General features: G+C 68.5%; 20 protein-coding genes. 9 read left to right on the top strand and 11 right to left on the bottom strand.

Translation table 11 applies throughout. The annotated features are described in order from the left end of the window. Positions 1 to 161 precede the first annotated feature (161 nt). Positions 162 to 1,169: a bile acid:sodium symporter family protein gene (locus AB6807_RS39135; RefSeq protein ID WP_371088779.1), complete on the bottom strand. Its 1,008-nt coding sequence runs from the start codon at positions 1,167 to 1,169 to the stop codon at positions 162 to 164. Between the two features lie 70 nt (positions 1,170 to 1,239). Here AB6807_RS39135 and AB6807_RS39130 point away from each other — a divergent pair, with 70 nt between their 5' ends. Then, positions 1,240 to 2,166: a LysR family transcriptional regulator gene (locus AB6807_RS39130; protein WP_371088778.1), complete on the top strand. Its 927-nt coding sequence runs from the start codon at positions 1,240 to 1,242 to the stop codon at positions 2,164 to 2,166. On the opposite strand, the gene AB6807_RS39125 is transcribed toward AB6807_RS39130, so the two are convergent. Continuing rightward, positions 2,123 to 2,545: a response regulator gene (locus AB6807_RS39125; protein WP_116908417.1), complete on the bottom strand. Its 423-nt coding sequence runs from the start codon at positions 2,543 to 2,545 to the stop codon at positions 2,123 to 2,125. The two genes, AB6807_RS39130 and AB6807_RS39125, sit on opposite strands and share 44 nt — an antisense overlap. A gap of 140 nt (positions 2,546 to 2,685) precedes the next feature. Beyond that, on the bottom strand, positions 2,686 to 3,669 hold the full coding sequence (locus AB6807_RS39120) for a quinone oxidoreductase (RefSeq protein WP_371088777.1): 984 nt from the start codon (positions 3,667 to 3,669) through the stop codon (positions 2,686 to 2,688). A 106-nt stretch (positions 3,670 to 3,775) separates the two neighbouring features. Between AB6807_RS39120 and AB6807_RS39115 the strand changes: the two genes are divergently transcribed. After that, positions 3,776 to 4,702: a DMT family transporter gene (locus tag AB6807_RS39115; RefSeq protein WP_371088776.1), complete on the top strand. Its 927-nt coding sequence runs from the start codon at positions 3,776 to 3,778 to the stop codon at positions 4,700 to 4,702. Positions 4,703 to 4,757: 55 nt separating this feature from the next. On the opposite strand, the gene AB6807_RS39110 is transcribed toward AB6807_RS39115, so the two are convergent. The 5 genes from AB6807_RS39110 to AB6807_RS39090 are packed head-to-tail and all read right to left on the bottom strand — an operon-like array spanning position 4,758 to position 10,137. Then, the gene (locus AB6807_RS39110) at positions 4,758 to 5,648 is read right to left on the bottom strand and encodes a DUF5672 family protein (RefSeq protein WP_371088775.1); all 891 of its coding nucleotides are present in this window, start codon (positions 5,646 to 5,648) and stop codon (positions 4,758 to 4,760) included. A gap of 31 nt (positions 5,649 to 5,679) precedes the next feature. Next, entirely contained in the window at positions 5,680 to 6,480 is an 801-nt protein-coding gene (locus tag AB6807_RS39105; protein WP_371088774.1) for an SDR family oxidoreductase, read from the bottom strand. A 49-nt stretch (positions 6,481 to 6,529) separates the two neighbouring features. Continuing rightward, positions 6,530 to 7,477 carry a DMT family transporter gene (locus AB6807_RS39100; RefSeq protein WP_371088773.1) on the bottom strand — a complete coding sequence of 316 codons (948 nt, stop codon included), beginning with the start codon at positions 7,475 to 7,477 and terminating at the stop codon, positions 6,530 to 6,532. A gap of 58 nt (positions 7,478 to 7,535) precedes the next feature. Beyond that, positions 7,536 to 9,149, bottom strand: a complete 1,614-nt coding sequence (locus AB6807_RS39095) for a gamma-glutamyltransferase family protein (RefSeq protein WP_371088772.1) — start codon at positions 9,147 to 9,149, stop codon at positions 7,536 to 7,538. 16 nt (positions 9,150 to 9,165) lie between these two features. Further along, positions 9,166 to 10,137, bottom strand: a complete 972-nt coding sequence (locus AB6807_RS39090; protein WP_116908423.1) for a tripartite tricarboxylate transporter substrate binding protein — start codon at positions 10,135 to 10,137, stop codon at positions 9,166 to 9,168. Positions 10,138 to 10,234: 97 nt separating this feature from the next. On the opposite strand from AB6807_RS39090, the gene AB6807_RS39085 reads away from it, so the two are divergent. After that, complete coding sequence (locus tag AB6807_RS39085; RefSeq protein ID WP_371088771.1) at positions 10,235 to 11,161, top strand: LysR family transcriptional regulator; 927 nt, start codon at positions 10,235 to 10,237, stop codon at positions 11,159 to 11,161. 372 nt (positions 11,162 to 11,533) lie between these two features. Here the strand turns inward: AB6807_RS39085 and AB6807_RS39080 are convergent, their stop codons facing one another. The 3 genes from AB6807_RS39080 to AB6807_RS39070 all read right to left on the bottom strand — a co-directional run bounded on the left by AB6807_RS39080 (position 11,534) and on the right by AB6807_RS39070 (position 15,515). Beyond that, on the bottom strand, positions 11,534 to 13,045 hold the full coding sequence (locus tag AB6807_RS39080) for a tripartite tricarboxylate transporter permease (RefSeq protein WP_116908425.1): 1,512 nt from the start codon (positions 13,043 to 13,045) through the stop codon (positions 11,534 to 11,536). Positions 13,046 to 13,064: 19 nt separating this feature from the next. Next, positions 13,065 to 13,553, bottom strand: coding sequence for a tripartite tricarboxylate transporter TctB family protein (locus AB6807_RS39075; protein WP_116908426.1), 489 nt, complete (start codon positions 13,551 to 13,553; stop codon positions 13,065 to 13,067). A gap of 156 nt (positions 13,554 to 13,709) precedes the next feature. Continuing rightward, a complete protein-coding gene (locus AB6807_RS39070; protein WP_371088770.1) occupies positions 13,710 to 15,515 on the bottom strand; it encodes a GspE/PulE family protein in 1,806 nt (601 codons plus the stop codon). 324 nt (positions 15,516 to 15,839) lie between these two features. Here AB6807_RS39070 and AB6807_RS39065 point away from each other — a divergent pair, with 324 nt between their 5' ends. The 6 genes from AB6807_RS39065 to AB6807_RS39040 are packed head-to-tail and all read left to right on the top strand — an operon-like array spanning position 15,840 to position 23,264. Then, complete coding sequence (locus AB6807_RS39065) at positions 15,840 to 17,735, top strand: phage tail sheath family protein (RefSeq protein WP_371088769.1); 1,896 nt, start codon at positions 15,840 to 15,842, stop codon at positions 17,733 to 17,735. A 21-nt stretch (positions 17,736 to 17,756) separates the two neighbouring features. Next, positions 17,757 to 18,281, top strand: coding sequence for a phage tail protein (locus AB6807_RS39060; protein ID WP_093123620.1), 525 nt, complete (start codon positions 17,757 to 17,759; stop codon positions 18,279 to 18,281). A 32-nt stretch (positions 18,282 to 18,313) separates the two neighbouring features. Beyond that, on the top strand, positions 18,314 to 19,150 hold the full coding sequence (locus tag AB6807_RS39055; RefSeq protein ID WP_371088768.1) for a hypothetical protein: 837 nt from the start codon (positions 18,314 to 18,316) through the stop codon (positions 19,148 to 19,150). Next, entirely contained in the window at positions 19,147 to 19,935 is a 789-nt protein-coding gene (locus AB6807_RS39050) for a hypothetical protein (protein ID WP_371088767.1), read from the top strand. Before AB6807_RS39055 ends, AB6807_RS39050 begins: the two co-directional genes overlap by 4 nt. Positions 19,936 to 19,941: 6 nt before the next feature. Next, positions 19,942 to 21,126 (top strand): Pvc16 family protein, encoded by a 1,185-nt coding sequence (locus tag AB6807_RS39045; RefSeq protein ID WP_371088766.1) that lies wholly within the window; start codon positions 19,942 to 19,944, stop codon positions 21,124 to 21,126. Next, on the top strand, positions 21,126 to 23,264 hold the full coding sequence (locus AB6807_RS39040) for an ATP-binding protein (RefSeq protein WP_371088765.1): 2,139 nt from the start codon (positions 21,126 to 21,128) through the stop codon (positions 23,262 to 23,264). The genes AB6807_RS39045 and AB6807_RS39040 overlap by 1 nt, the downstream gene beginning before the upstream one ends. The last annotated feature ends 271 nt before the right edge of the window (positions 23,265 to 23,535 follow it).

Here is a 23,535-nt window from a genome sequence, read left to right as displayed (position 1 = left end):
CGAGTTTGGGCGAGACCCCGCGAAACGTGAGCACCGCAGGTTGCCCGGAGCGAAGCGCAGGGACGCAGCCAGCAGGGGTCGCCTTTCTTTGCTTACTTTCTTTGGCGAAGCAAAGAAAGTAAGTCGCCCGCCGGGGCGAGACCCGGCCCCGGAACAAAACCCTACTCAGCCGCCTTGAGAGCAGCCCCGGCGCCAGAGGGCTCGGATTGCCGACGCGCATACCGCTGCGCCAACACAGCACAAACCATCAACTGCATCTGATGAAACAACATCAGCGGCAAAACAATCGCCCCCACCGCATGCGATGCAAACAAGACCTTCGCCATCGGAATCCCACTGGCCAGGCTCTTCTTCGAGCCGCAAAAAACAATGGTGATCTCATCGGCCACATCAAAGCCGAACTTCCGAGCCATGAAGGTAGTGAGCGTCAACGCCAGCGCCAGCAACACGGCGCAAACCAGCAGCAACCCCAGCAGCGCACTCACGGGAATCTGCTTCCAGAGCCCCTCGATCACCGCAGCGCTGAACGCCGTATAGACCACCAGCAGGATCGACCCCTGGTCGACAAACTTCAGCACCGCAGCCCGCTTCTGCACCCACTTGCCGATCAACGGCCGCAGCAGATGCCCCGCCAGGAACGGCACCATCAGTTGCAGCAGGATGCGCCCGATCGAATCGAAGGAAGACGTCGCGTTGCCCCCGTGCGGCAGCACCACCAGGTTCACCAGCACCGGCGTGATGAACACCCCCAGCAGCGTGGAAGCCGACGCGCTGCAGATGGCCGCCGGCATGTTGCCGCGCGCCATGGCGGTGAACGCAATGGCCGATTGCACCGTCGCAGGCAGCACGCAGAGAAACAGCACGCCGGTGTACAGGTCGGGCGTCACCAGCGGCGACAGCACCGGCTTCAGCGCGAGCCCCAGCGCCGGGAACAGCACGAAGGTGCTCGCGAACACCAGCAGGTGCAGCCGCCAGTGCGTGATGCCGGCCATGATCGCCTCGCGCGAGAGCTTCGCCCCGTGCAGGAAGAACAGCAGGCCGATGGCGACGGTCGTCAGCCCTTCGAAGAAATGGGCAACACGCCCGCTGGCGGGCAGCAGGCTGGCAAGGGTCACGACCGAGACGAGCGCGAGCGTGAAGTTGTCGGGGAGATAGCGTGAACGTGACATGGCCCGAATTGGACGCCCGCGCCATTCAAAAGAGAAATGGATTTATCGGATGGATATATGATTTCAGCGCATGAATGTCACTCTGCGCCAACTCCGCGTGTTCCGTTCGGTGGCCGAGGGCCGCAACTTCAGCCGCGCGGGCGACCAGGTCGGCCTGAGCCAGCCGGCGGTGAGCCGCTCGATCCTGGAGCTTGAATCGCAGCTCGGCCTGAAGCTGCTCGACCGCACCACGCGCGAAGTGGTGCTGACCGAGGCCGGCCAGTCGCTGGCGGCCCGGCTGGAACGCGTGCTCGACGACCTCGACCAGACGCTGCAGGACGTGGCCGGCCTCGCCAGCGCGCGCGGTGGCAAGGTGCGGGTGGCGAGCAGCCCCACGCTCTCGGCCAACCTGATGCCGGCCTGCATCGCCACCTGCGCCGAGCAGGCGCCGGGCATCCAGTTCCTGTTGCTCGACCGCATCCAGCAGGACGTGCTCGACAGCGTGCGCAGCGGCGAGGTCGATTTCGGCGTGGTCATCGAGCCCTCGGAAGCCGACGACCTGCACTGCGAGGCCATCCTGAACGACCCCTTCGTGCTGGTGCTGCCGCCCACGCACAAGCTGGCGCAGAAGCCCTCGGTGCGCTGGAGCGCGCTCGACGGCCAGCCGCTGGTGCTGCTCGACCATGCCTCCGGCAGCCGGCGCCTGATCGACCAAGCGCTGGAGCGCCATGGCGCGCAATGCGAAGTGAAGCAGCAACTGGGGCACCCGACCACGGTGTTCCGCATGGTCGAGGCGGGCATCGGCATCAGCGTGATGCCGGGCATGTCCTTGCCGCCGGAAGGGCTGGCGCAACTGGCGGTGCGGCCGCTGGTGCCGCGCGTTCAGCGCGCCATCATGCTCATCCGGCGTGGCAACCGCGCCCTGTCTCCCCTCGCGCAGCGCGTGTGGGGCATGGTGCGCGACACGGCCGCGCTCAGTGCGGCAGCGGGTTCTGGCGCGACGACGGCTGAAGGTTGAAGTACAGCTGGCGCTGGCGCACGCAGTAGTCGATCAGGTCTTCCACCTCGGTGGCCTTGTCGAACACCGCATCGGCGCCGAGCAACGCGCACTTGCGGCGCATCTCGGGGGTGGCGTAGTTGCTCAGCACCACCATCTTCTGCGCCGGGTTGCGGTCGCGGCAGGCCTCCAGCACGCGAAAACCCGTGCCGTCCTTCAGGAACAGGTCGACGATGGCCAAGTCCCACTGCGCCAGGTTGGTCGCAAGCCAGCGCGTGCCTTCGGCTTCGGATTCAGCCTGCCCGATGGGCTCGATGCGAGCGACCTCGCGCAGGGTGCCGACCAGGTTCTCCCGGATGGTGGGGTTGTCTTCGACGATGAAGGTGCGAATGGTGGTCATCACTGCCTGAGGTTGAAATGGTGCGCTTTGCGCTTGAGTCCAAGGCTACAAAGTGCATTCCGCACAAGTCGAAGGCATGACACCCCAGCGCGGGTAGGACAAGACTGGCTTGCCCGCACCAAAGGTGCGCCTTGGCTCCGTCAAAGCGTCAGGATCGTGCAGCCCGTGGTCTTGCGCGCTTCCAGGTCGCGGTGCGCCTGCTGCACGTCGGCCAGCGCGTAGCGCTGCGCGATGGGGATCTTCACCGCGCCGCTGCGCACCACCGCGAACAGGTCGTCGGCCATGGCCTGCGTGCTCTCGCGCGAATGCATGTGCGTGAACAGCGTGGGCCGCGTCACGTACAGCGACCCCTTCGACGCCAGCGTGCCCAGGTTGATGGGCGGCACCGGGCCCGAGCCATTGCCGAACACCGCCAGCAGCCCGAAGGGGCGCAGGCAGTCGATGGAGCCCTCGTAGGTGTCCTTGCCCACCGAGTCGTACACCACCTTCACGCCCTTGCCGCCGGTGATCTCCTTCACGCGGGCCGCGAAGTTCTCGGTGCTGTAGTTGATGGCGTGCGCCGCGCCGTGCGCCAGCGCAAGTTCGCACTTGGCGTCGCTGCCTGCCGTGCCGATCAGCTGCAGGCCCAGCGCCTTGGCCCATTGGCAGGCGATGAGGCCCACGCCACCCGCGGCCGCGTGGAACAGCACGAAGTCGCCCGCCACCAGGCCTTCGGCCGGCAGCGTCTTCTTCAGCAGGTACTGCGTGGTCAGGCCCTTGAGCATCATGGCCGCGCCGGTCTCGAAGGAGATGTCGTCGGGCAGCTTGCACACGTTTCTGGCCGGCATCACGCGCAGCTCGCAGTACGCGCCGGGCGGCGGGCTGGCGTAGGCGGCGCGGTCGCCGGCCTTCAGGTGCGTCACGCCCTCGCCCACCGCCTCGACGACGCCCGAGGCCTCCATGCCGAGCTGAAGCGGCATCGCGAACGGGTAGAGCCCGCTGCGCTGGTACGTGTCGATGAAGTTCAGGCCCACCGCCTTGTGGCGGATGCGGATCTCGCCGGGGCCGGGCTCGCCGACTTCCACGTCGACGATCTTCAGTTCTTCGGGACCGCCGTGGCGGTCGATTCGGACGGCTTTGCTCATCATGTTTTCAGTCTCCATGCGCAGGGGAAAAACGGAGCACGCATCCTGCCACGCCCGGGTGTCCCGTGGCGGCGCGGGGCATCATTGCCCGGTAGAGTCGGCGGCCATGTCGACACCGCCGCAGCACCTTCCCCGCCACGCGCCGCTCACGGCCCTTACCGTCGTTCTGCTGCTCGTTCCGCCGCTGCTGTGGGCCAGCAACGCCGTTGTCGGGCGCATGGTGCGCGAGCTGGTGTCGCCCCTCACGCTGAACTTCGTGCGCTGGGTGATCGCCTTCGTGCTGCTGTTGCCGTTCGCCGCGCCGGTGTTGCGCCGCGGCAGCCCGCTGTGGACGCACTGGAAGCGCTACGCGCTGCTCGGGCTGCTGGGCATCGGCCTGTACAACGCCTTCCAGTACTTGGCGCTGCAGACCTCCACGCCCATCAACACCACGCTGGTGGGCTCCAGCCTGCCGCTGTGGATGCTCGCGGTGGGCAGCGTGTTCTTCGGCGCGCGCGTGAACGCACGCGAAATAGGCGGCGCGCTGCTGTCGATGGTGGGCGTGCTGCTGGTGCTCAGCCGCGGCGAATGGCGACAGCTGCTCGGGCTGCGGCTGGTGCCGGGCGACCTCTACATGATCGTGGGCACCATCGCCTGGGCCTTCTACAGCTGGCTGCTGGCGCGCACGCACGAGCCGAAGGCGGTGCGCCAGGACTGGGCGGCGTTCCTGATGGCGCAACTGGTGTTCGGCCTGGCATGGTCGGGCGCGCTGGCCGCCGGCGAATGGACGCTGACCGACGCGCACATCGACCTGGGCTGGCCGCTGCTGGCGGCCATGCTGTTCATCGGCATCGGCCCGGCGCTGGTGGCCTACCGCTGCTGGGGCACGGGCGTGCAGCGCGCGGGCCCGCAGGCGGCGAGCGTCTTCATGAACCTCACGCCGCTGTTCGCGGCGGTGCTGTCGGCGGCCTTCCTGCGCGAGCCGCCGCACTGGTACCACGGGGTGGCGTTCTTGCTGATCGTGGGCGGCATCGTGGTGGCGGCGCGGCGCTGAAGTTGCGCCGCGGCGCCAACCCGACGGGTTCACCCCGCGTGTTCACCCCGCGTGCTCACCCGGCAGCGGGCTCCGGCGCGAACTCGATGCGATAGCCGTTGCGCTCGAACATCTGCAGAATTTCCCGCTCCCCGTACCACGCGTCCAGCTGCGACAGCGGAATCAGCGAGCGCAGCGTGAGCGGCGACAGGCTCGCCAGCTGCCGCACCCTGGCGTGATGCCCGAAGAGCTGCATCGCGTCGTAGCCATGGTGCAGCTGCGGCCCCGCATGCTCGATGGAAAAACTGCGCGCCAGCTCCAGCGGCGCAAAGCGGAGGCCCACCGCTTCGAGCGCCGGCCGCAGCACGCCGCTGAGCTGCACGTCTTCGAGCAGCGCGTTGTGCTGCCAGTGCATCTTCAACGGCTCGCCCTCCACCGCATCGGGCGGCGGCACTTCGACACGAATGTGCGGGTGGTCGACCAGCGCGCGCATGAAGCGCTGGCTGCGCAGGCTGAAGCCGCCGTTCTGAATGGGCGTGACCACGTGGCCGGGCTTGCCCAGCTCGTCCGCCCACGCGAAGCGGTTGCGCCAGTAGGTGCCTTGCGGCGTGTCGATCTTCGCGAGATGAATGGGCGCGCCGATGTAGTCGCAGCCCAGGAACTCGTCGCGCCAGTTGCCGGCGTTGACGACCCAGCCGTCTTCCTGCACGACCAGCGCGAACTCGGTGGACACCACGCGCCAGAGCGCGAACATCATGAACCAGCTGTACTCGTGGTAGTTCAGCGGCGCGATCGCGCGGTGTTCGATGCCGGGCGCCAGCTGCTCCGGCGCGCGCGGGCTGCACAGCAAGGCGCGTGCGCCCGGCATCTGCGCCAGGCTGTGCTGCAGGGCCATCGCGGCGCCGCCCGCGTCGGGCAGCCCGGTGACCGAGACCAGCGTTATTTTTTCGAAAGACGCCCTGTTCACGATGCGCCTTTCGTCGTGCGCGCGAAGTCGCTCAGTAGGTGCCCGGGTAGGCGCCACCGTCGGCCAGCACGTTCTGGCCCGTCATGTAGCCGGCCTGCACGCTGCACAGGAACGCGCAGATGGCGCCGAACTCCGCTGGCGTGCCGAAGCGCTTGGCCGGAATGTTCTTCTTGCGCGCTTCCCACACGGTGTCGAAGTCCTGCCCCGTCTTCTGCGCGGTGCCGGCCATCGTGCCCTTCAGGCGGTCGGTGTCGAAGGAGCCCGGCAGCAGGTTGTTGATGGTCACGCCCTGCGCCGCGATGGGTGTGCGCGCCACGCCGGCCACGAAGCCGGTGAGGCCGCTGCGCGCGCCGTTCGACAGGCCCAGGATGTCGATGGGCGACTTCACCGAGCTCGACGTGATGTTCACGATGCGGCCGAACCCGCGCTGGGCCATGCCGTCGACCGTGGCCTTGATGAGCTCGATGGGCGTGAGCATGTTGGCGTCGACCGCCTTGATCCATGCCTCGCGGTCCCAGGTGCGGAAGTCGCCGGGCGGCGGGCCGCCGGCGTTGGTGACCACGATGTCGAAGTCGTGGCCCAGTGCGAACACCGCCGCGCGGCCGGCTTCGGTGGTGATGTCGGCGGCCACGTGCTTCACGAACGCGCCCGCTGTACCCGCCGTACCCGCGGCTTGCGCCAGCGTCTTCGCGGCGGCGTCCAGCGCCTCGGCGCCGCGCGCCACGATCACCACGTTCACGCCCTCGCGCACCAGCGCCTCGGCGCAGCCGTAGCCCAGCCCCTTGCTTGCGCCGCACACCAGTGCGGTCTTGCCTGCGATACCCAGATCCATGTCGTTGCTCCAGTCGGTCTTGTTGATTTCGAGAAAGTTCGAAGGGGCTTCAGCGCCCCTTGCGCGTGAAAACGAAGATGCCCGCGATGACGAGCACCGTGCCGGCGGCGATCCACGGCGTGAACGGCTCGCCGAGTATCACCACCCCCATGAGGATGGTCGACAGCGGCCCGATCATGCCGGTTTGCGCCGCCACCGCCGGGCCGATGCGCTCGATGGCCATCATCACCATCAGCACCGGCACCGCCGTGCACAGCGTGGCGTTCAGCACCGACAGCCACACCACCTCGGGCACCACCTCGAAGGCCGCGCCCAGCGGCCGCGTGAGCACGAACTGCAGGATGCACAGCACGCACGCCACCGTGGTCGCCAGCCCCACGAGCCGCAGCGACCCCAGCCGCTTGACGAACTCGCCGCTGTACACGAGGTAGCCCGCGTAGCTCACCGCGCTCAGGAACACCAGGAAGGCGCCCCACGCCGCCGCCCCGCCGCCCTTGCCGCCACCGCCGGTCCACAGCTCGTGGCCGAACACCAGCAGCACGCCGGCATAGCTCACGACCATGCCCAGAACCTGCGGTCGCGTGGCGCGGCGCCGGTACATGAGCCAGCCGAACAGCAGCACCAGCGTCGGGTTGAGATACAGAATGAGCCGCTCGAAGCTGGCCGAGATGTACGCCAGCCCGGCAAAGTCGAGAAAGCTCGCGAGGTAGTAGCCCGAAAAGCCCAGGCCGAACACACCGAGCCAGTCGCGCGAGGTGAGCCTGGGCTTGCCGCGCCCCGCCCACCACGCCATCACCGCGAACAGCGGCAGCGCGAAGAGCATGCGCAGCATGATGAGCGTGATGGCGTCCACGCCGTGGCGGTACGCCAGCTTGACGATGATGGCCTTGCCGCTGAACGCGATGGCGCCCAGCGTGGCCAGCACCAGGCCTGTGGCGTAGCCCTTGCGCGGTGCTTCGAGAGGGGGGATGCCGGCCGATGCGGCTGTCTTGTTCATCCCCCGATCATCGCGGCAAGCGCAAACCCCATGCCGCCGCTCGCGTTCAGGCTTGCGTTCAGTAGCCCGCGGCCACGCCGTCGCGGCGCGGGTCGCTCGCGGCCACGTAGCCTTCCACCGAAGGCTCGCCCGCGCGCCAGATGAACTGGCCCGCGCCGAAGTCCTGGTACGAATCGTTGATCACTTCCAGGTGGTGACCCAGGTCGCGCAGGCCTTGCAGCGCCGCCGGGTTCATCGCGGCCTCGACGTTGATCTCCAGGCCCGCGTTGAAGCGCCAGCGCGGCGCGTCGCAGGCGGCCTGCAAGTTCTGCTTGTAGTCGAGCATGCGCACCAGCGTCTGCATGTGGCCCTGCGGCTGCATGTTGCCGCCCATCACGCCGAAGCTCATCACCGGCTGGCCGTCCTTGGTGAGGAAGGCCGGAATGATGGTGTGGAACGGGCGCTTGCCCGGTGCCACCACGTTCGGGCTCTCGGCCTTCAGGCTGAAGCCGTGGCCGCGGTTCTGCAGGCTGATGCCGAACTCGGGCTCCACGCAGCCCGAGCCGAAGCCCATGAAGTTGCTCTGGATGAAGCTCACCATCATGCCGCTCTCGTCCGCGGCCGTGAGGTAGATGGTGCCGCCCTTCACCGGGTTGCCGGCCTTGAAGTCCTGCGCCTTCTTCACGTCGATCAGGCGTGCGCGCGAGGCCAGGTAGGCGTCGTCGAGCATCTGCTCGGTCGTCACTTCCATGGTGCCGCGCTCCGACACGTAGCGGTACACGTCGGCAAAGGCCAGCTTCATGGCTTCGATCTGCAGATGCTGCGACTGCACCGAGTCGACCGGCAGCGAGGCAATGTCGAACTTCTCGAGGATGCCCAGCGCGATCAGCGCCGCGATGCCCTGGCCGTTGGGAGGAATCTCGTGCAGCGTGTGGCCGCGGTAGTCGCGCGAAATCGGCTTGACCCACTCGGGCTGGTAGGCGGCCAGGTCGGCCACCGTGAGCGCGCCGCCCTGCTCGGCGGAGAACCTGGCCAGCGCCTCGGCGATCTCGCCGTTGTAGTAGGCCTCGCCCTTGGTGCGGGCAATGGCCTTGAGCGCGCGCGCGGCAGCCGTGAAACGGAACAGCTCGCCCACCTCGGGCGCGCGGCCCCACGGCAGGAAGGTCTGCGCAAAGCCCGGCTGCGACTGCAGCACCGGCGTGGCCGCGGCCCACTTGCCCTGCACCACCGGCGGCACCAGGTAGCCGCGCTCGGCGATGTCGATGGCCGGTGCCAGCAGGTCGGCGAACGGCAGCTTGCCGAAGCGATCGCTCATGGCCACCCAGCCGCGCACCGCGCCCGGCACCGTGACCGAGTCGATGCCACGCATGGGCGGCGTGGTGGCGTCGGCGCCGTACTTGGCCTTGAAGTAGTCGGGCGTCCAGGCCTTGGGCGCCGGGCCCGAGGCGTTCAGGCCGTGCAGTTCCTTGCCGTCCCACAGGATGCAGAAGGCATCGCTGCCCAGGCCGTTGCTCACCGGTTCCACCAGCGTCATGACCGCGGCCGTGGCGATGGCCGCGTCCACCGCGTTGCCGCCCTGCTGCAGGATGCGCAGCCCGGCCTGCGAGGCCAGCGGGTGCGAGGTCGACACCACGTTGCGCGCGAAGATCGGAATGCGGGTGGAGAGGTAGGGGTTGTTGAAGTCGAAGTTCATGTCGGCGTGCTCTTGCTTATTCGTTGGTGATCTTGCGGTCGACCACGATCTTTTTCCACTTGGCGGCGTCGACCGACACCATCTTCGCGAACTGGTCGGGCGTGCCCGGCGTCGCGGGCTCGATGCCCAGGCGCGCGAGCTTCTCCTTCACCTCGGGGTCGGCCAGCGCTTCGTTGGCGGCCTTGTTGACCTTGGCGACGATGTCCGCCGGCAGGTTCTTCGGGCCGTAGAAGCCGAACCAGGTGTTCGACTCGTAGCCCGGCAGCGTGTCGGCGATGGGCGGCAGCTCGGGCGCGAGCGGGCTGCGCTTGAGCGAGGTGACGCCGAGCGCGCGCAGGCGCCCGTCGCGCACATGCGGCATGCCGGTGGGCAGCGAGTCGAACAGCACGTCGACCTTGCCGCTGATCAGGTCGGGAATGGCCAGCGCCGTGCCCTTGTACGGAATGTGCGTGACGAACACGCCGGCCTGCGCCTTGAACAGCTCCGCCGTCAGCTGCACGATGGTGCCGTTGCCGCTGGAGGCGTAGTTGAGCTTGCCGGGGTTCTTCTTGGCGTAGTCGATCCACTCGCGCACGGTCTTGGCCGGCGAATTGACCGGCACCAGCATGATGCTGGCCGCGTCGCCCACGTGGGCGATGGGCGTGAAGTCGCGCACCGTGTCGTAGGGCAGCTTGCTGATGGCGGGGCCGATGGAGTGCGTGCTGGTGGTGGCCAGCAGGATGGTGTAGCCGTCGGGCGCGGCCTTGGCGGCCTGGTCGGAGCCGATGGCGCCGCCGGCGCCGGGCTTGTTGTCGACCACCAGCGTGGTGCCCAGCTTCTCGCCCATCTTCTGGCCCAGCGTGCGGGCGAAGAGGTCGGTGGCGCCCGCCGCCGGGAACGGCACGATCAGGCGAATGGGCTTGTTCGGGTAGCCCTGGGCCAGGCTGGCGGACGACGCTGCCACGCCAAGCGCAAGCGCGAGCACCTGGAGGAACTGGTTTCTTTTCATGTGCAGGATTCTGAGCGTCTGAGGGGAAAAACGGATGCTATTCAGCACCGGCGCATCAAGCCAGATAATTCAGCTTATTCAACTATCAATGCCACTTATGTCAAAGCCCGCCACGGAGGCCATCTCGCTGCAGCAGTTGCGCGCCCTGGCGGCGGTGGCCGAAACCGGCAGCTTCACGCTCGCGGCCGAGGCCCTGCAGCTCACCCAGCCGGCCATCAGCCACCTCATCAAGCGCATGGAGGAAGAACTGGCGCAGCCGCTGGTGGTGCGCGGGCGCCGCATTCGCATGACGAACGCGGGCGAGATGATGGTCGACACGGCCGTGCGCGCGCTGCGGCTCATCGACGAATCGGTGGGCGCCTGCCGGTCGCAGTCGCAGCTGCGCGAAGGCCGCGTGGTGCTCGCGGTGGGCCACCTGACGGCAGGCGCCCTGCTGCCGCCGTTGCTGGGCCGTTTCTCGCAGCAGCATCCGACGCTGGCGACCACGCTGCTCGACAGCACGGCCGAGCAGATGATTTCGCGCGTGCTGTCGCAGGAGGCCGACCTGGGCTTCGGCTCCGACATCGGCCAGAAGCATTCGGAGCTGGCGACCGAGCCCTTGTTCTCGGAGCGCATGGCCTTGTTCGTGCGCGACGACCATCCGTTGGCGCAGCGCGTGGTGGTCGACGCCCGGCACCTGGAGTCGTTGCCCTTCATCCACGTGAACCCCGACGCCAACGTATGGCGCGCGGTGAGCCGCCAGCTGTCGAGCATGGCCAATGTGTACCCGCAGGTGGTGCACCATGTGTCGATGCTCTCGACGGCGTTCGGCCTGATACAGGCGGGCGCGGGCGTGGCGTTGCTGCCGCGTTATGTGGAGGTGCTGATGCCGGCCAACCTGCGCGCGGTGGCCGTCACGCGCCCGATACTGGAATACCCCGTGGTCGCCGTGCGGCTGGCCAAGCATCCGTTGAGCCCGGCGGCGCTGGCCTTCCTGGCCATGGCGCGGCAACACATGAAGCCGCCTCGCTCGAGCAAGCCTTAGTTCTTGGGTTTTGTGGCTTTTTTTCAGGGCTGCTGTTCAGGGCGCGATCACGCCGACGCGGTACCCCTTTCCTCGAATGTCCCCCGGGGCTTCGCCCCTCCTCCTTTATTTCTCGGAAAGGGGTACCGCGCCGTCGTGATCGTTGTTCGCATCGGTCGTTGATCAGCGGTTCACCGGCAGCGTGCCCAAGTGAACAGGGCGTCGGGTGCTTCACGCAGCGAAATAAAGGGGGAGCCGAAGGCGGGGGACATTCGCGGAGGGAAGTACCCGGCGGCCTGTTCACTCACCCAGAAAAGCGGCAATTGAACAAGCCAACAAAAACAAAAACGGCGCCCGAAGGCGCCGTTTTTCAAGCGTAAGAAACCCGAAGGATCACTCCTCGACAAACGCTTCTTCGCGCTTCGATTTCACCGCAGGCAGGAGCACGATGATCAGCAGCAGTGCTGCCGCGGCCAACAGGCTCGCCGAGATCGGACGCGTCACGAACACGCTCCAGTCGCCACGCGACAGCAGCAGCGAGCGGCGCAGGTTCTCTTCCATCATCGGGCCCAGGATGAAGCCCAGCAGCAAGGGCGCGGGTTCGCATCCCAGCTTGAAAAAGGTGTAGCCCACCAGACCGAAGATGCCCACCATCCAGATGTCGAAGGTGTTGTTGTTGGTCGAGTACACGCCAATCGCGCAGAACAGCACGATCGCCGGGAACAGGTACTTGTACGGCACCGACAGCAGCTTGATCCACATGCCGATCAGCGGCAGGTTCAGGATGATCAGCATCGCGTTGCCGATCCACATCGAAGCGATCAGGCCCCAGAACAGTTCCGGGTTGCTGGTCATCACCTGCGGGCCGGGCTGGATGTTGTGGATCGTCATCGCGCCCACCATCAGCGCCATCACCGCGTTGGGCGGAATGCCCAGCGTCAGCAGCGGGATGAAGGAAGTTTGCGCACCGGCGTTGTTGGCCGACTCAGGTGCCGCCACGCCGCGGATGTTGCCCTTGCCGAAGGGCACTTCGCCCGGCTTCAGCTTGGTCTTCTTCTCGATCGTGTAGGCCGCGAAAGCCGCCAGCAGCGCGCCGCCGCCGGGCAGGATGCCCAGGGCCGAACCCAGTGCCGTGCCGCGCAAGACCGCAGGCACCATGCGCTTGAAGTCTTCCTTGGTCGGGAACAGGCCCGACACCTTGGCGGTGAACACTTCGCGCTCGTCGTCCGGACGCGAGAGGTTGGCAATGATTTCGCCGTAGCCGAACACGCCCATGGCGATGGCCACGAAGCCGATGCCGTCGGTCAGCTCGGGGATGTCGAAGCTGTAGCGAGCGACACCCGAGTTCACGTCGGTACCGACCAGGCCCATCAGCAGGCCCAGCACGATCATCGCGATGGCCTTGAGCAGCGAGCCCGAAGCCAGCACCACGGCGCCGATCAGGCCCAGGATCATCAGCGAGAAGTACTCGGCAGGGCCGAACTTGAAGGCCAGCTCGGTCAGCGGCGGCGCGAAGGCAGCCAGGATGAGCGTGCCCACGCAACCGGCAAAGAACGAGCCCAGGCCGGCAGCAGCCAGCGCGGGACCCGCACGGCCCTTGCGTGCCATCTGGTAGCCGTCGATCACGGTCACCACCGACGAAGACTCGCCAGGCAGGTTGACCAGGATGGCGGTGGTGGAGCCGCCGTACTGGGCGCCGTAGTAGATGCCGGCCAGCATGATCAGCGCCGACACGGGTGGCAGCGCGTACGTGGCGGGCAGCAGCATCGCGATGGTCGCGACCGGGCCGATGCCCGGGAGCACGCCAATCAGCGTGCCCAGGATGCAGCCGACCAGGCAGTACAGCAGGTTGGTGAAGGTAAAGGCAACGCCAAAACCCATCGAGAGGTGTTCAACCAATTCCATGATGTGAGCAGCTTTCTTCTCAGCCGGTGATGAAGGTCGGCCAGACCTGGATCTGGAGCTTCAGCGCCCAGATGAATGCAACGTAGCTGCCCACGGCCAGGACGGTCGCGAGGGCAATGACCTTCTTCAGGTCGAACTCGTTGCCCGCGAGGCTCGAGATGATCACCAGCGCGTAGATGGCGATGATCATTCCCATGGCCGGTACACCCAGGCTCGGCAGGCCGCCGAGCAGGACGCCGAACGCAAGGTTGGCACCCAGGATGAACACGACCTGCTTCCAGGCCCACTTGCCGATTTTTTCGCCGTCGGTCGTTTCAACGGTCAAGCCGGTGAACATGATCCCGAGGCCGATGACGGCCATCAGGATGCCGAGCATCAACGGGAAATAACCCGGACCCATTCGGGCACCCGAGCCCACCGTGTAGGTGGTGGCGCCCCATGCGAACGCCACACCGACCACGGTGAACATCAGACCCGAGAAAAAGTCTTTCTGACTTTTGATCTTCACGAACAGTCTCCTCGAACAATTTCGATGCGGGATTGTCCGGTCAGCATCCGGTCAGGTTGATGTGGATTCCACTAACGAAAGGCCTAGGGATAACCCGAAATACCTCAGCCCCGCGCGGCCGCACGAAGCGCCGCCGATGTCAGGTCATCTGTCAGGTCATTCGAGCGGCGGGGTCGCGCTCAGCACCTCTTCGATGGTCGTCACACCCTCGGCCACGCGCAACGCGCCGGCCAGCCGCAGCGGCCGCATGCCGTCGATCACGGCCTGCCTGCGCAGCCCCGACAGGTTGGGCTCCTTGGTCACCTGGTTCTTGAACGGCTCGCTGATGCTCAGCAGCTCGTACAGCCCCATGCGGCCCATGAAGCCGGTCATGCGGCAGTCGACGCAGCCCACCGGCTTGTAGGCACGCACCGAGCCCGTGATCTGCCAGGGCTTGACGATGGTTTCCAGCTTCTCGCGCGTGATGGTGTCGTCGGGCTGCTTGCAGCTGGGGCACAGCGTGCGCACCAGCCGCTGCGCGAGCACGCCCAGCATCACCGCGTTGACCAGGTACGAAGGCACGCCCAGCTCCATCAGCCGCGTGATCGCGCTGGGCGCGTCGTTGGTGTGCAGCGTGCTGAACACCAGGTGGCCCGTGAGCGCGGCCTGCACCGCCATCTCGGCCGTGGCCAGGTCGCGAATTTCGCCGACCATGATGATGTCCGGGTCCTGCCGCATCAGCGCGCGCAGGCCCTCGGTGAAGCCGAAGTCCAGCTGCGGCTGCACCTGCGTCTGGTTGAACGCGGGCTCGATCATTTCGATCGGGTCTTCCACCGTGCTCACGTTCACCTCTTCGGTCGCCACGCGCTTCAGCGTGGAGTACAGCGTGGTGGTCTTGCCCGAGCCCGTGGGCCCGGTCACCAGGATGATGCCGTTGGGCCGCGTCACCAGCTGTTCCCAGCGCTGCGCGTCGTGCTGCGCGAAGCCGAGCGCGTCGAGGTCTTTCACCGCGGTGTCGGGGTCGAAGATCCGCATCACCATCTTCTCGCCGAAGGCGGTGGGCAGGGTCGACAGCCGCATTTCGACTTCGTCGCCGCGCATGTTGCGCGTCTTGATGCGGCCGTCGAGCGGGCGGCGCTTTTCGACCACGTCCATGCGGCCCAGCAGCTTGATGCGCGCCACCATCGCGTTCATCACGCCCATGGGCATCTGGTAGGCCGGATGCAGGATGCCGTCGATGCGAAAACGCACCACGCCCTGCTCGCGGCGCGGCTCCAGGTGGATGTCGCTCGCGCGCTGGTCGAAGGCGTACTGCCACAGCCAGTCGACCACCTGCACCACGCTCTGGTCGTTGGCGTCGAGCAGCTTGTTGCTCTTGCCCAGTTCCACCAGCTGCTCGAAGCTCGCGCCGCCGGTGTTGCCACCGGCCTTCTGCGCCGCGCGCACCGACTTCGCCAGCGCGAAGAACTCGGCCGTGTAGCGCTGGATGTCGGCCGGGTTGGCCACCACGCGGCGCACCGCGCGCTTCGCCTGGCGCTCCACCTCGGAGATCCAGTCGGTGAGAAAGGGCTCGGCCGTGGCCACCACCACCTCGTGCGCCAGAACCTGAACCGGCAGCACCTTGTGGCGCTCGGCATAGCCCGCGCTCATGGTGTCGGCGACCTTGCCCACATCGACCTTCAGCGGATCGATGCGCAGGTAGGCAAGACCGGCGCGGCCCGCCAGCCACTGCGTGAGCATCTCGAGGTCGAGCGGCTTGCTGTCGCTTTCCCGGGTCATGGCCACGTTGGCCAGGCGCACCAGCGGGGCCTGCCGGCTTTCGGCCTGGGCGCAGCGCGCCATGGTGCGCTTGGCCTCGGCGGGGGAGATCACGCCGTCGGTGGCGAGCCACTCGATCAGGCGACGCAGTTCGAGCGGGCCTTCATGGCGCGGCGTGGCGGAGGTGACCGACGTGGAGATGGAAGCAGCAGGAACAGCGCTCATGAACCGGAAAGAATTAAGAAAAGCGGGGCTCGACCGCCACCGCGGCGCAGGGGTGCGCGCGCAGGCGGGCGAGGCCCAGCGAGTCTGGATGGTTTGCACGCGCTCGGCAAGCCCGCCGGGTGTCATTCGACCCGCTTTGCCGCCGGAACCGGGTCGGCCGTGACACGCCCGCCACAGGTGGCGCGCCGTGCTTTCTCATGCACGACAAGCACTTAGCGCTCGCGCGCATCGCAACGCAGCGTGGCACAGCGATTGCACCCTTGGCAGGGATGCGCACCGGCCCACCCGGTGCAACCGCCAGTCCACACGAGCGAAGGGAACGCTATGGTCCAGGTGACATACCCCGGCGTCTACATCCAGGAGCGCGCCAGCGGCGTGCACACCGTCACGGGGGTCGCGACCTCCATCGCCGCCTTCGTGGGCTACACCCGCAAGGGCACGCCCGACACGGCCGTGGCGATCACGAGCTTCTCGGACTTCGAGCGCGGCTACGGCGGGCTCGACCACGACAGCCCGCTCTCGTATGCCGTGCGGCAGTTCTATGCCAACGGCGGCAGCCAGGCGCTCGTCGTGCGCGTGGCCAGCGGCTTTGCCACCGCGGCCTTCGTGCTGAACGACGACACGCCCGCCCCCGTGCTCGACGTGAGCGCGGCAAGCCCCGGCAGCTGGGCCAACAGCCTGCGCATCGCCGTCGACCGCACCGCCGTGCGCAACCCCGACGCCGAGTTCAACCTCGTGGTGCAACAGCTCGGCAGCGACGGCGTGACGATGCAGACGCTGGAAACCCACCGCAACCTCAACCTCGATTCGAACTCGCCGCAGTACGCGGTATCGGTGGTCAACGGGGCCTCGGCCGCCATCACCCTCGCGCGGCGGGCGCTGGTGTTCGCCAACGCCGGCTTCGCGGTGGGCACCGACAGCTCGACGCTGGCCTGGCCCATCAACCCGGCGCAGCGCACCATCGCCGGCGTGCTCGACGGCACCACGCCCTTCACGCTGGCCGTGGGCGCCGGCCCCTTCGCCGACCTGGCCGCCGTCATCACCGCCGTCACCGCCGCCATCACGGCCGCGGGCGTGGTCGGGCTCGCCGCCTCGGAAACCGGCGCCGATGGCACGGCCGGCACCGACCACCTGAGGCTGGCCTCGGCCACCGCGGGCGAGTCGTCGGGCGTGAGCATCGGCGGCGGCGCCTTCGGCGGGCTGGCCGCGCTGCTCGGGCTGGGCCTGGCCAACGGCGGGCGCGAGTTCACCGGCAGCGCCGAGCACCGCCCCGCCGTGGTGGCCGCGCCGCTGCCCGCGCCGTCCACGCCGGGCGTCGACGGCGTGCGCGCCGGCGCGGTCGAGCTGGTCGGCAGCCCGCTCGCCAAGACCGGCATGCAGGCGCTGCTGGACACCGACCTGTTCAACCTGCTGGTCATTCCCGAGACCTTCGACATGACCGACGCGCAGGCCGCGGCCGTCATCGCCTCGGCGGCCGACCTGTGCGAGAGCCGGCGCGCCTTCTACATCCTGGACGCACCCTCGGGCAAGACGTTGTCCAACATCGCCGCCTGGGCCAACGGCGTCACGCAGACGCGCAATGCCGCCGTGTACTTTCCGCCGGTGCGCATCGTCGACCCGCTGGACGGCCTGCGCCCGCGCGCCATGCCGCCCTCGGGCACGCTGGCCGGCGTGTACGCGCGCACCGACGCCACGCGCGGCGTGTGGAAGGCGCCGGCCGGCACCGACGCCACGCTGAACGGCGTGATCGACCTCGGCCTGCCCATCAGCGACCTGGAAAACGGCAACCTCAACCCGCACGGCATCAACGTGCTGCGCAGCTTTCCGGCGTACGGGCGCGTCGTGTGGGGGGCGCGCACCACGCGCGGCTCCGACGCGCAGGCTGACGACTACAAGTACGTGCCCATCCGCCGCCTGGCCCTGTTCCTGGAAGAAAGCCTGTACCGCGGCACGCAGTGGGTGGTGTTCGAGCCCAACGACGAACCGCTGTGGGCGCAGATACGGCTGAACCTGGGCGTGTTCATGAACGGCCTGTTCCGCCAGGGCGCCTTCCAGGGCTCGACCCCGCAGGAGGCCTACTTCGTGAAGTGCGACAAGGAAACCACCACGCAGGCCGACCGCAACCTCGGCATCGTGAACATCGAGGTCGGCTTCGCGCCGCTGAAGCCGGCGGAGTTCGTGGTCATCACGATCCAGCAAATGGTCGGCGACCTGTCCTGACCCCATAGAAGGGAGCTGCACATGCCCAAGGGTTTCATCGTCAACGCGCACCGCGTCGACCCCTACAAGAACTTCAAGTTCCAGCTCATGTGGGACGGCCGCGTGGTGCTGGGCATCAGCAAGGTGGGCGCGCTCAAGCGCACCACCGACGTCGTCAAGCACCGCGAGGGCGGCGACAACAGCACCGACCGCAAGTCGCCCGGGCGCACCACCTACGACGCCATCACGCTGGAGCGCGGCATCACGCACGACCTGGAGTTCGAGAAGTGGGCCAACCTGGTCCACCCCATCACCGACGCCGGCATGGACCTGAAGAACTTCCGCAAGGACGTGGTGCTGCTGATGAACAACGAGCGCGGCCAGACCGTGAAGCGCTACAAGATCTACCGCGCCTGGGTCAGCGAGTACACCGCCGTGCCCGACCTCGACTCGAACGCCAACGCCATCGCCATCGAGCACCTGAAGCTGGAAACCGAGGGCTGGGAGCGCGACATCGATTCGCCCGAGCCCGACGAGACCGGCGCGGTGCCGCAACCGGCGGGCTGAGCTTGCCCGCCACCGCCCATGGACGCCACGCCATGCCGACACCGTCGATCACGCTGCGGGCGTTCGGCCGTGCCGAAGACCTGGACATTCCACTGGACATCGCGCTGGACGCCTCGTTCGACACCACCGCGCGGGCCGACCGCCCGGCGCTGGTGACGCAGTTGCTCGAGCGCTGCGACGCCCGGGGCGCAGCCGACGATGGCGAGGCCTTCTGGTGGTCGCGCCCGGTCGGCATGCGCATCGGCGCGCTGCTGCGGCTGGTGGCGCTGACCGAAGCCACCGACAGCCTGGGCGTGGTGCTGCGCTGCGTGCAGCCCGACTGCGGCGAGCGCTTCGAGATCGAGCTGCCGCTGGGCGAACTGGCGGCACGTGCGCCCGACGCCCCGGAGGCACCGGACGCGCCAGGCTCGATGACGAGCAACGCGCCGCTGCGCCTCGCGCTGCCCGGCGGCCGCTCGGCCAGCCTGCGCCTGCCTACCGGCAACGACCTGCGCGACTGGGCCACGCTGCCGCACGCCGGCTCCGCGGACGCCATCGCCGCCGTCATCGCCTCGCTGCGCATCGACGGCGACCTGCAACCGGGCGACGCGGCCGCGCTGGCCGAGGGCATTGCCGCGCACGACCCGCTGGTGGCCTTCAGCGTGGCCAGCACCTGCCCGGCCTGCGGCGCGGAAGACGAGCTGCCGGTCGACCTCGAAGGCCTGGCGCTGCAGAAGCTCGCGCAACACCAGCAACGGCTGGTGATGGACGTGCACCGGCTGGCCTCGCGCTACGGCTGGACCGAACAGCAGGCGCTGGCCGTGCCGCCGCGGCGCCGCGAACGCTACCTCGCGCTGATCGACAACGACGCCGGGGACGCGCTGCCATGAGCACCCCCTACTTCGGCGCGTTGCTGCGGGCGGCAGGCTGGCAGGCAGGCGTTGCCGCGCCACCGCGCGCGAATGCCTCGCACGGTGCGGACCTGACGGAGATCGATGCGGAGCGCGAGGTGCAGGCGCCCGCGCCGCGCGGCCCGGTTGCGCAGCCGCAGCAACCGGTGTCGCCATCACCATCCAGCAGGGCGCCCGCACACGCCGAGCCCGAAGCCGAAGCGCCACGGCCACGCGCCGCTGCTGCTGAAGCCCTGCCCGAACAGCGCGATGCCCAACCCGCCGCACCCGAGGCGCACGCCGTCGCTCCGCCACCTTTGCACGCCGCCGTGCAGGCCGCGCTGTCCTGGGTCGCATCGGACCCGCAGGGCCGAGTCGATGTCTCTACTGCCCAAATGCTGGTAGCCGAAAGCACAGTCGTGCAAACGCAGGCCGACATCAGCGAGATAGAAGAAGAGACGCAAGAGGCACAAGGCATCGAGCCCGACATGCCGATGCAAGGCGACATCGACGACGAAGGCATGCGCTCTCCCTCGTTCCGCGCCCTCGTCCAGCGCCGCGCGCCAGCACCCCGCGCGGAACGGCACATGCGCGCATCACCTGCCGCCGCGCCGCGCGAGGAAGCCATCGAAATCACCATCGGCGCCATCCACCTGCACGTCGAGGCACCGCAGGCCACCGGCGTCTTGCCCGCAGCCGCGCCGGCCCCACCGCCCGCAGCCCCTTCGCTGCGCTCCCCCGCCCCACGCTCGGCGCTCTCGCGCCGCGCCCTCTACCGGCTCTGACGCGCCATGGCACTCGTCGACTCCGGCAGGGCCATCGGCGCGGTCACGCGGCTGCTGCAAGACCACCTGATCCGGCGCGGCTTCGACGTGAGCATCGGCAAGCCCGAGGACGCGGCCGGCAACAACGCCAACGCCAAGCTCAACCTCTTTCTCTACGAGACCGGCTTCGACCCGCACCTGCGCAACCACTCGCTGCACAGCGGCCAGCCCGCGCCGCTGTGGCTGGTGCTCAAGTACCTGCTGACCGCCTTCGACCGCGGCGAGGACAGCGACAGCGCCGACGCGCACGAGCTGCTCGGGCGCGGGCTGGGCGCGCTGCACGAGCTGAACTTCCTGGCGCTCGACGCCGCCGTCGCGCCCGCCGTGGCGCAGGCGCTGGAGAACAACCCCGAGCCGCTCAAGCTCAGCTTCGACGACTCGGGCGTGGAGCTGCTGTCGAAGATCATGCAGGGCACCGACGAGCGCTACCGCCTGTCGGTCGCCTTCGAAATGCGCCCCGTGATGATCGTGCCCGGCACCGACCCGGCCTCCTCGCTGCTGGTGGGTGTCGACTACGAGACCACGCCGAATACCGTCATCGGCGGCGAGGGCGTGCAGGTCGACGTGCAGCCCACGCTCGGCCCCACGCTGGAGCGCGTCGAGCCCGAGGCCTTCGAGGCCGGCGACACCCTCACCCTGTTCGGCGACGACCTGAACGGCGGCGACCTCGAGGCCGTGCTCGACGGCGTGGTGCTCACCGTCACCGCGCGCCGGCCCGACCGCCTGCAGGTGAAGGCCGAGGGCTCGCCCGCCGTCACGCCGGTGGCCGACGGCACCGTCATCTCGGCCGGCGAGCACCCGCTGACCGTGCGGCGGCGCATCTCGCCCACGCGCACGCGCTCCAGCAACCTCGTGGCCGCGCGGCTGCTGCCCACGTTGACCGGCGCGGCCATGGCCGGCGGCGACCTCACGCTCAGCGGCAACCTGCTGGGCACCGACGCCGACGACGTGATCGTCGCGCTGCTGCGCAACGGCGTGGCGGTGCGGCAGTTCGACACCGTCGTCGCCTCCGGCGCGCCCGCCGCGCCGCCCTGGCAGCAGACCCTGACCGTGCCCGGCGTGGCCGCCGCCGTGGGCGCGGGCGTGTACCGCGTGGTGCTGCGCGTGAATGGCCAGCAGGCACGCTCCAGCCCGGACGTGACGGTGCCGTGATGACCACCCACTCACCGCTGCAACGCCACGCCGAGGCCGTGGCCTTCCTGCCCGGTGCACGTGGCGAAGACAGGCTCGCGCAGCACTGGCTGCGGCAGGTCACGCTGCGGCTGCGGCGCGAAGTGTGCTGGCTGTGGCGCGAGCGCGCGGCGCAGGGCCTGGCGAACAACGAGGCGCATGCCGACGGCCTGCTGCCGCCTTTTGCCGACCGCGCGCTGGGCTCGCTCGACCTGCTGCGCTATGCCGAAGACAAGCGCCGCTTCTTCGCCGAAGACGCCACGGCGCGCCACCTGGGCGAGCTGATCGACACGCCAGCTCCGTCACCATCGGCACCATCGATGGCCAGCGGCGCGCCGCGCGGCTCCTTCGCCTGGCTGGCGCAGTCCCTGGCCTTGAGCCCGCTCGACCGCTTCGTGCTCGCGATGGCACTGCTGCCGGCCATCGACAGCGCCGCCGCCCCGGTGATCGCCACCTGCCTGAACGACCCCGCCCGCACCGAGCCCACGCTCGCGCTCGCGCAGCGCCTCTGGGACGAGCCCGACGCGCTGCTGCGCAGCTTCGACGCGGCGCACCCTTTGCTGCGCCATGGCGTGCTGTCGGCCGACGGCACCGGCTGGCATGCGCCGCTGTCGGTCGCGGCACCGGTCGCGCGCGAGCTGCTGTTCGCAGGCCGCGAGGCCCCGTCTTCGCTGCACCGCGTGCACCCCGGCAGCGACGTCACCGCGCCGCACGGCTTGTTCGCGACAGGCACGCACGCGCACATGCGCGTCGTTCCGCTGGTCGGCCCGGTGGGCGCCCCGTTGGCGGAAGTCGCAGCGGCGGCCTGCGCCCCCGCCCATGTGCAGCTCGTGCAGCCCAGCCCCGCGCTCACACGCGAGCACCTGCCGGCCTTTCTTGTCACCGCATGGTTGCGCGGTTGCGCGGTGTACCTGCCGGTCGAGTTGCTGACGGATGGTTGCGCGCACGACGCGAATGTCGAGCCGCCGCCCTTGCCCGCGTTGCCGCTCACCGTCTTCGTCGGCCTGCACGACCGCGAGCCGCTGCGCGGCCTGGGCCCGAACGCGATGCCGCCGACGGAGATTCCGCCAATGACGCACGCCGAGCGCCTGGCCTGCTGGCGCGACGCGTTGCCCGGCGTGCACGATGCAATCCTGCTGGCCGAGGTGGCGCGGCGCTTTCGCTATGAGCGCGAAGCCATCCGCCGCATCGGCGCCGACCTTTCAGCCGCGAGTGCAGTGCCGATCGTGCTCACTGCCAACGCCGTGTACGAAGCCGCCCGCGCAGACCTCGACCTGGGCGCGCTCGCGCAGCCGGTCGCGCCACGCTTCAGGCTCGACGAACTCATGCTGCCCGCCGAGCAGACCCGCCAGCTGCAAGAGATCGTCACCGCCATGCGCAACCTCACGCGCGTGCACTACGAGTGGGGCACGGCCCGCGCGTGGAACGAAGGCGGCCTCGCGGCCTTGTTCGCCGGCCCGCCCGGCACCGGCAAGACAATGGCGGCCGAGGCCATCGCCCACGAGCTCGCGCTGCCGATGTACCGCATCGACCTGTCGCAGGTGGTCAACAAGTACATCGGCGAGACAGAAAAGAACCTGCGCCGCCTGTTCGACGCGGCCGATGCCGCCGACGTGATCCTGTTCTTCGATGAGGCCGACGCCCTCTTCGGCAAGCGCACCGAGGTGAAGGACGCGCACGACCGCTACGCCAACCTCGAGGTCAGCTACCTGCTGGAGCGCATGGAACGTTTCAAGGGCCTGGCCATCCTGGCCACCAACCGCAAGAAGGACCTCGACGAAGCCTTCCTGCGCCGCCTGCGTTTCGTGCTCGAACTGCCGTTGCCCGGCCCCGCGGAGCGCCTGCGCATCTGGCAAGGCGCCATGCCAGCGGATGTGGACGCGAGCGCGCTCGACCTGCCCTTTCTCGCCCAGAACTTCGCATTGGCCGGCGGCCACATCCGCGGCATCGTGTTCCAGGCATGTCTTCAAAGCGCAAGCGAAGGCGCTCCTCGTTCGTTGGGCATGCCAGCGGTCATCCGCGCCGTGCACCGCGAGTACGCCAAGCTGGAGCGGGCGCACAGCCTGGATCAGTTCGGTCCTTATGCGTCGCTTGTTGCCGCGCCCAGGAACGGGGCATGAACTCTTGTTCCTTTACTTGTCGCGTTGGGTTTGGACTTTGCTGTTCAGGGCGCGATCACGCCGACGGGGTGCCCCTTTTTTCGAATGTCCCCCGGCCTTCGGCCTCCTCCTTAATTTCTAAAAAAGGGGCACCCCGCCGTCGTGATCGTTGGGCATTGCGGTCGTTGATCGCGGTGCACCGGCAGCGTGCCCAGGTGAACAGGGCGTCGGGTGCTTCCCGCAGCGAAATAAAGGAGGAGGGGCGCAGCCCCGGGGGACATTCGCGGAGGGA

It is taken from the genome of Variovorax sp. RCC_210, assembly GCF_041355175.1.
Classification (GTDB): Bacteria; Pseudomonadota; Gammaproteobacteria; order Burkholderiales; family Burkholderiaceae_C; genus Variovorax.
This window is presented reverse-complemented; position numbering and strand designations above follow the sequence as displayed.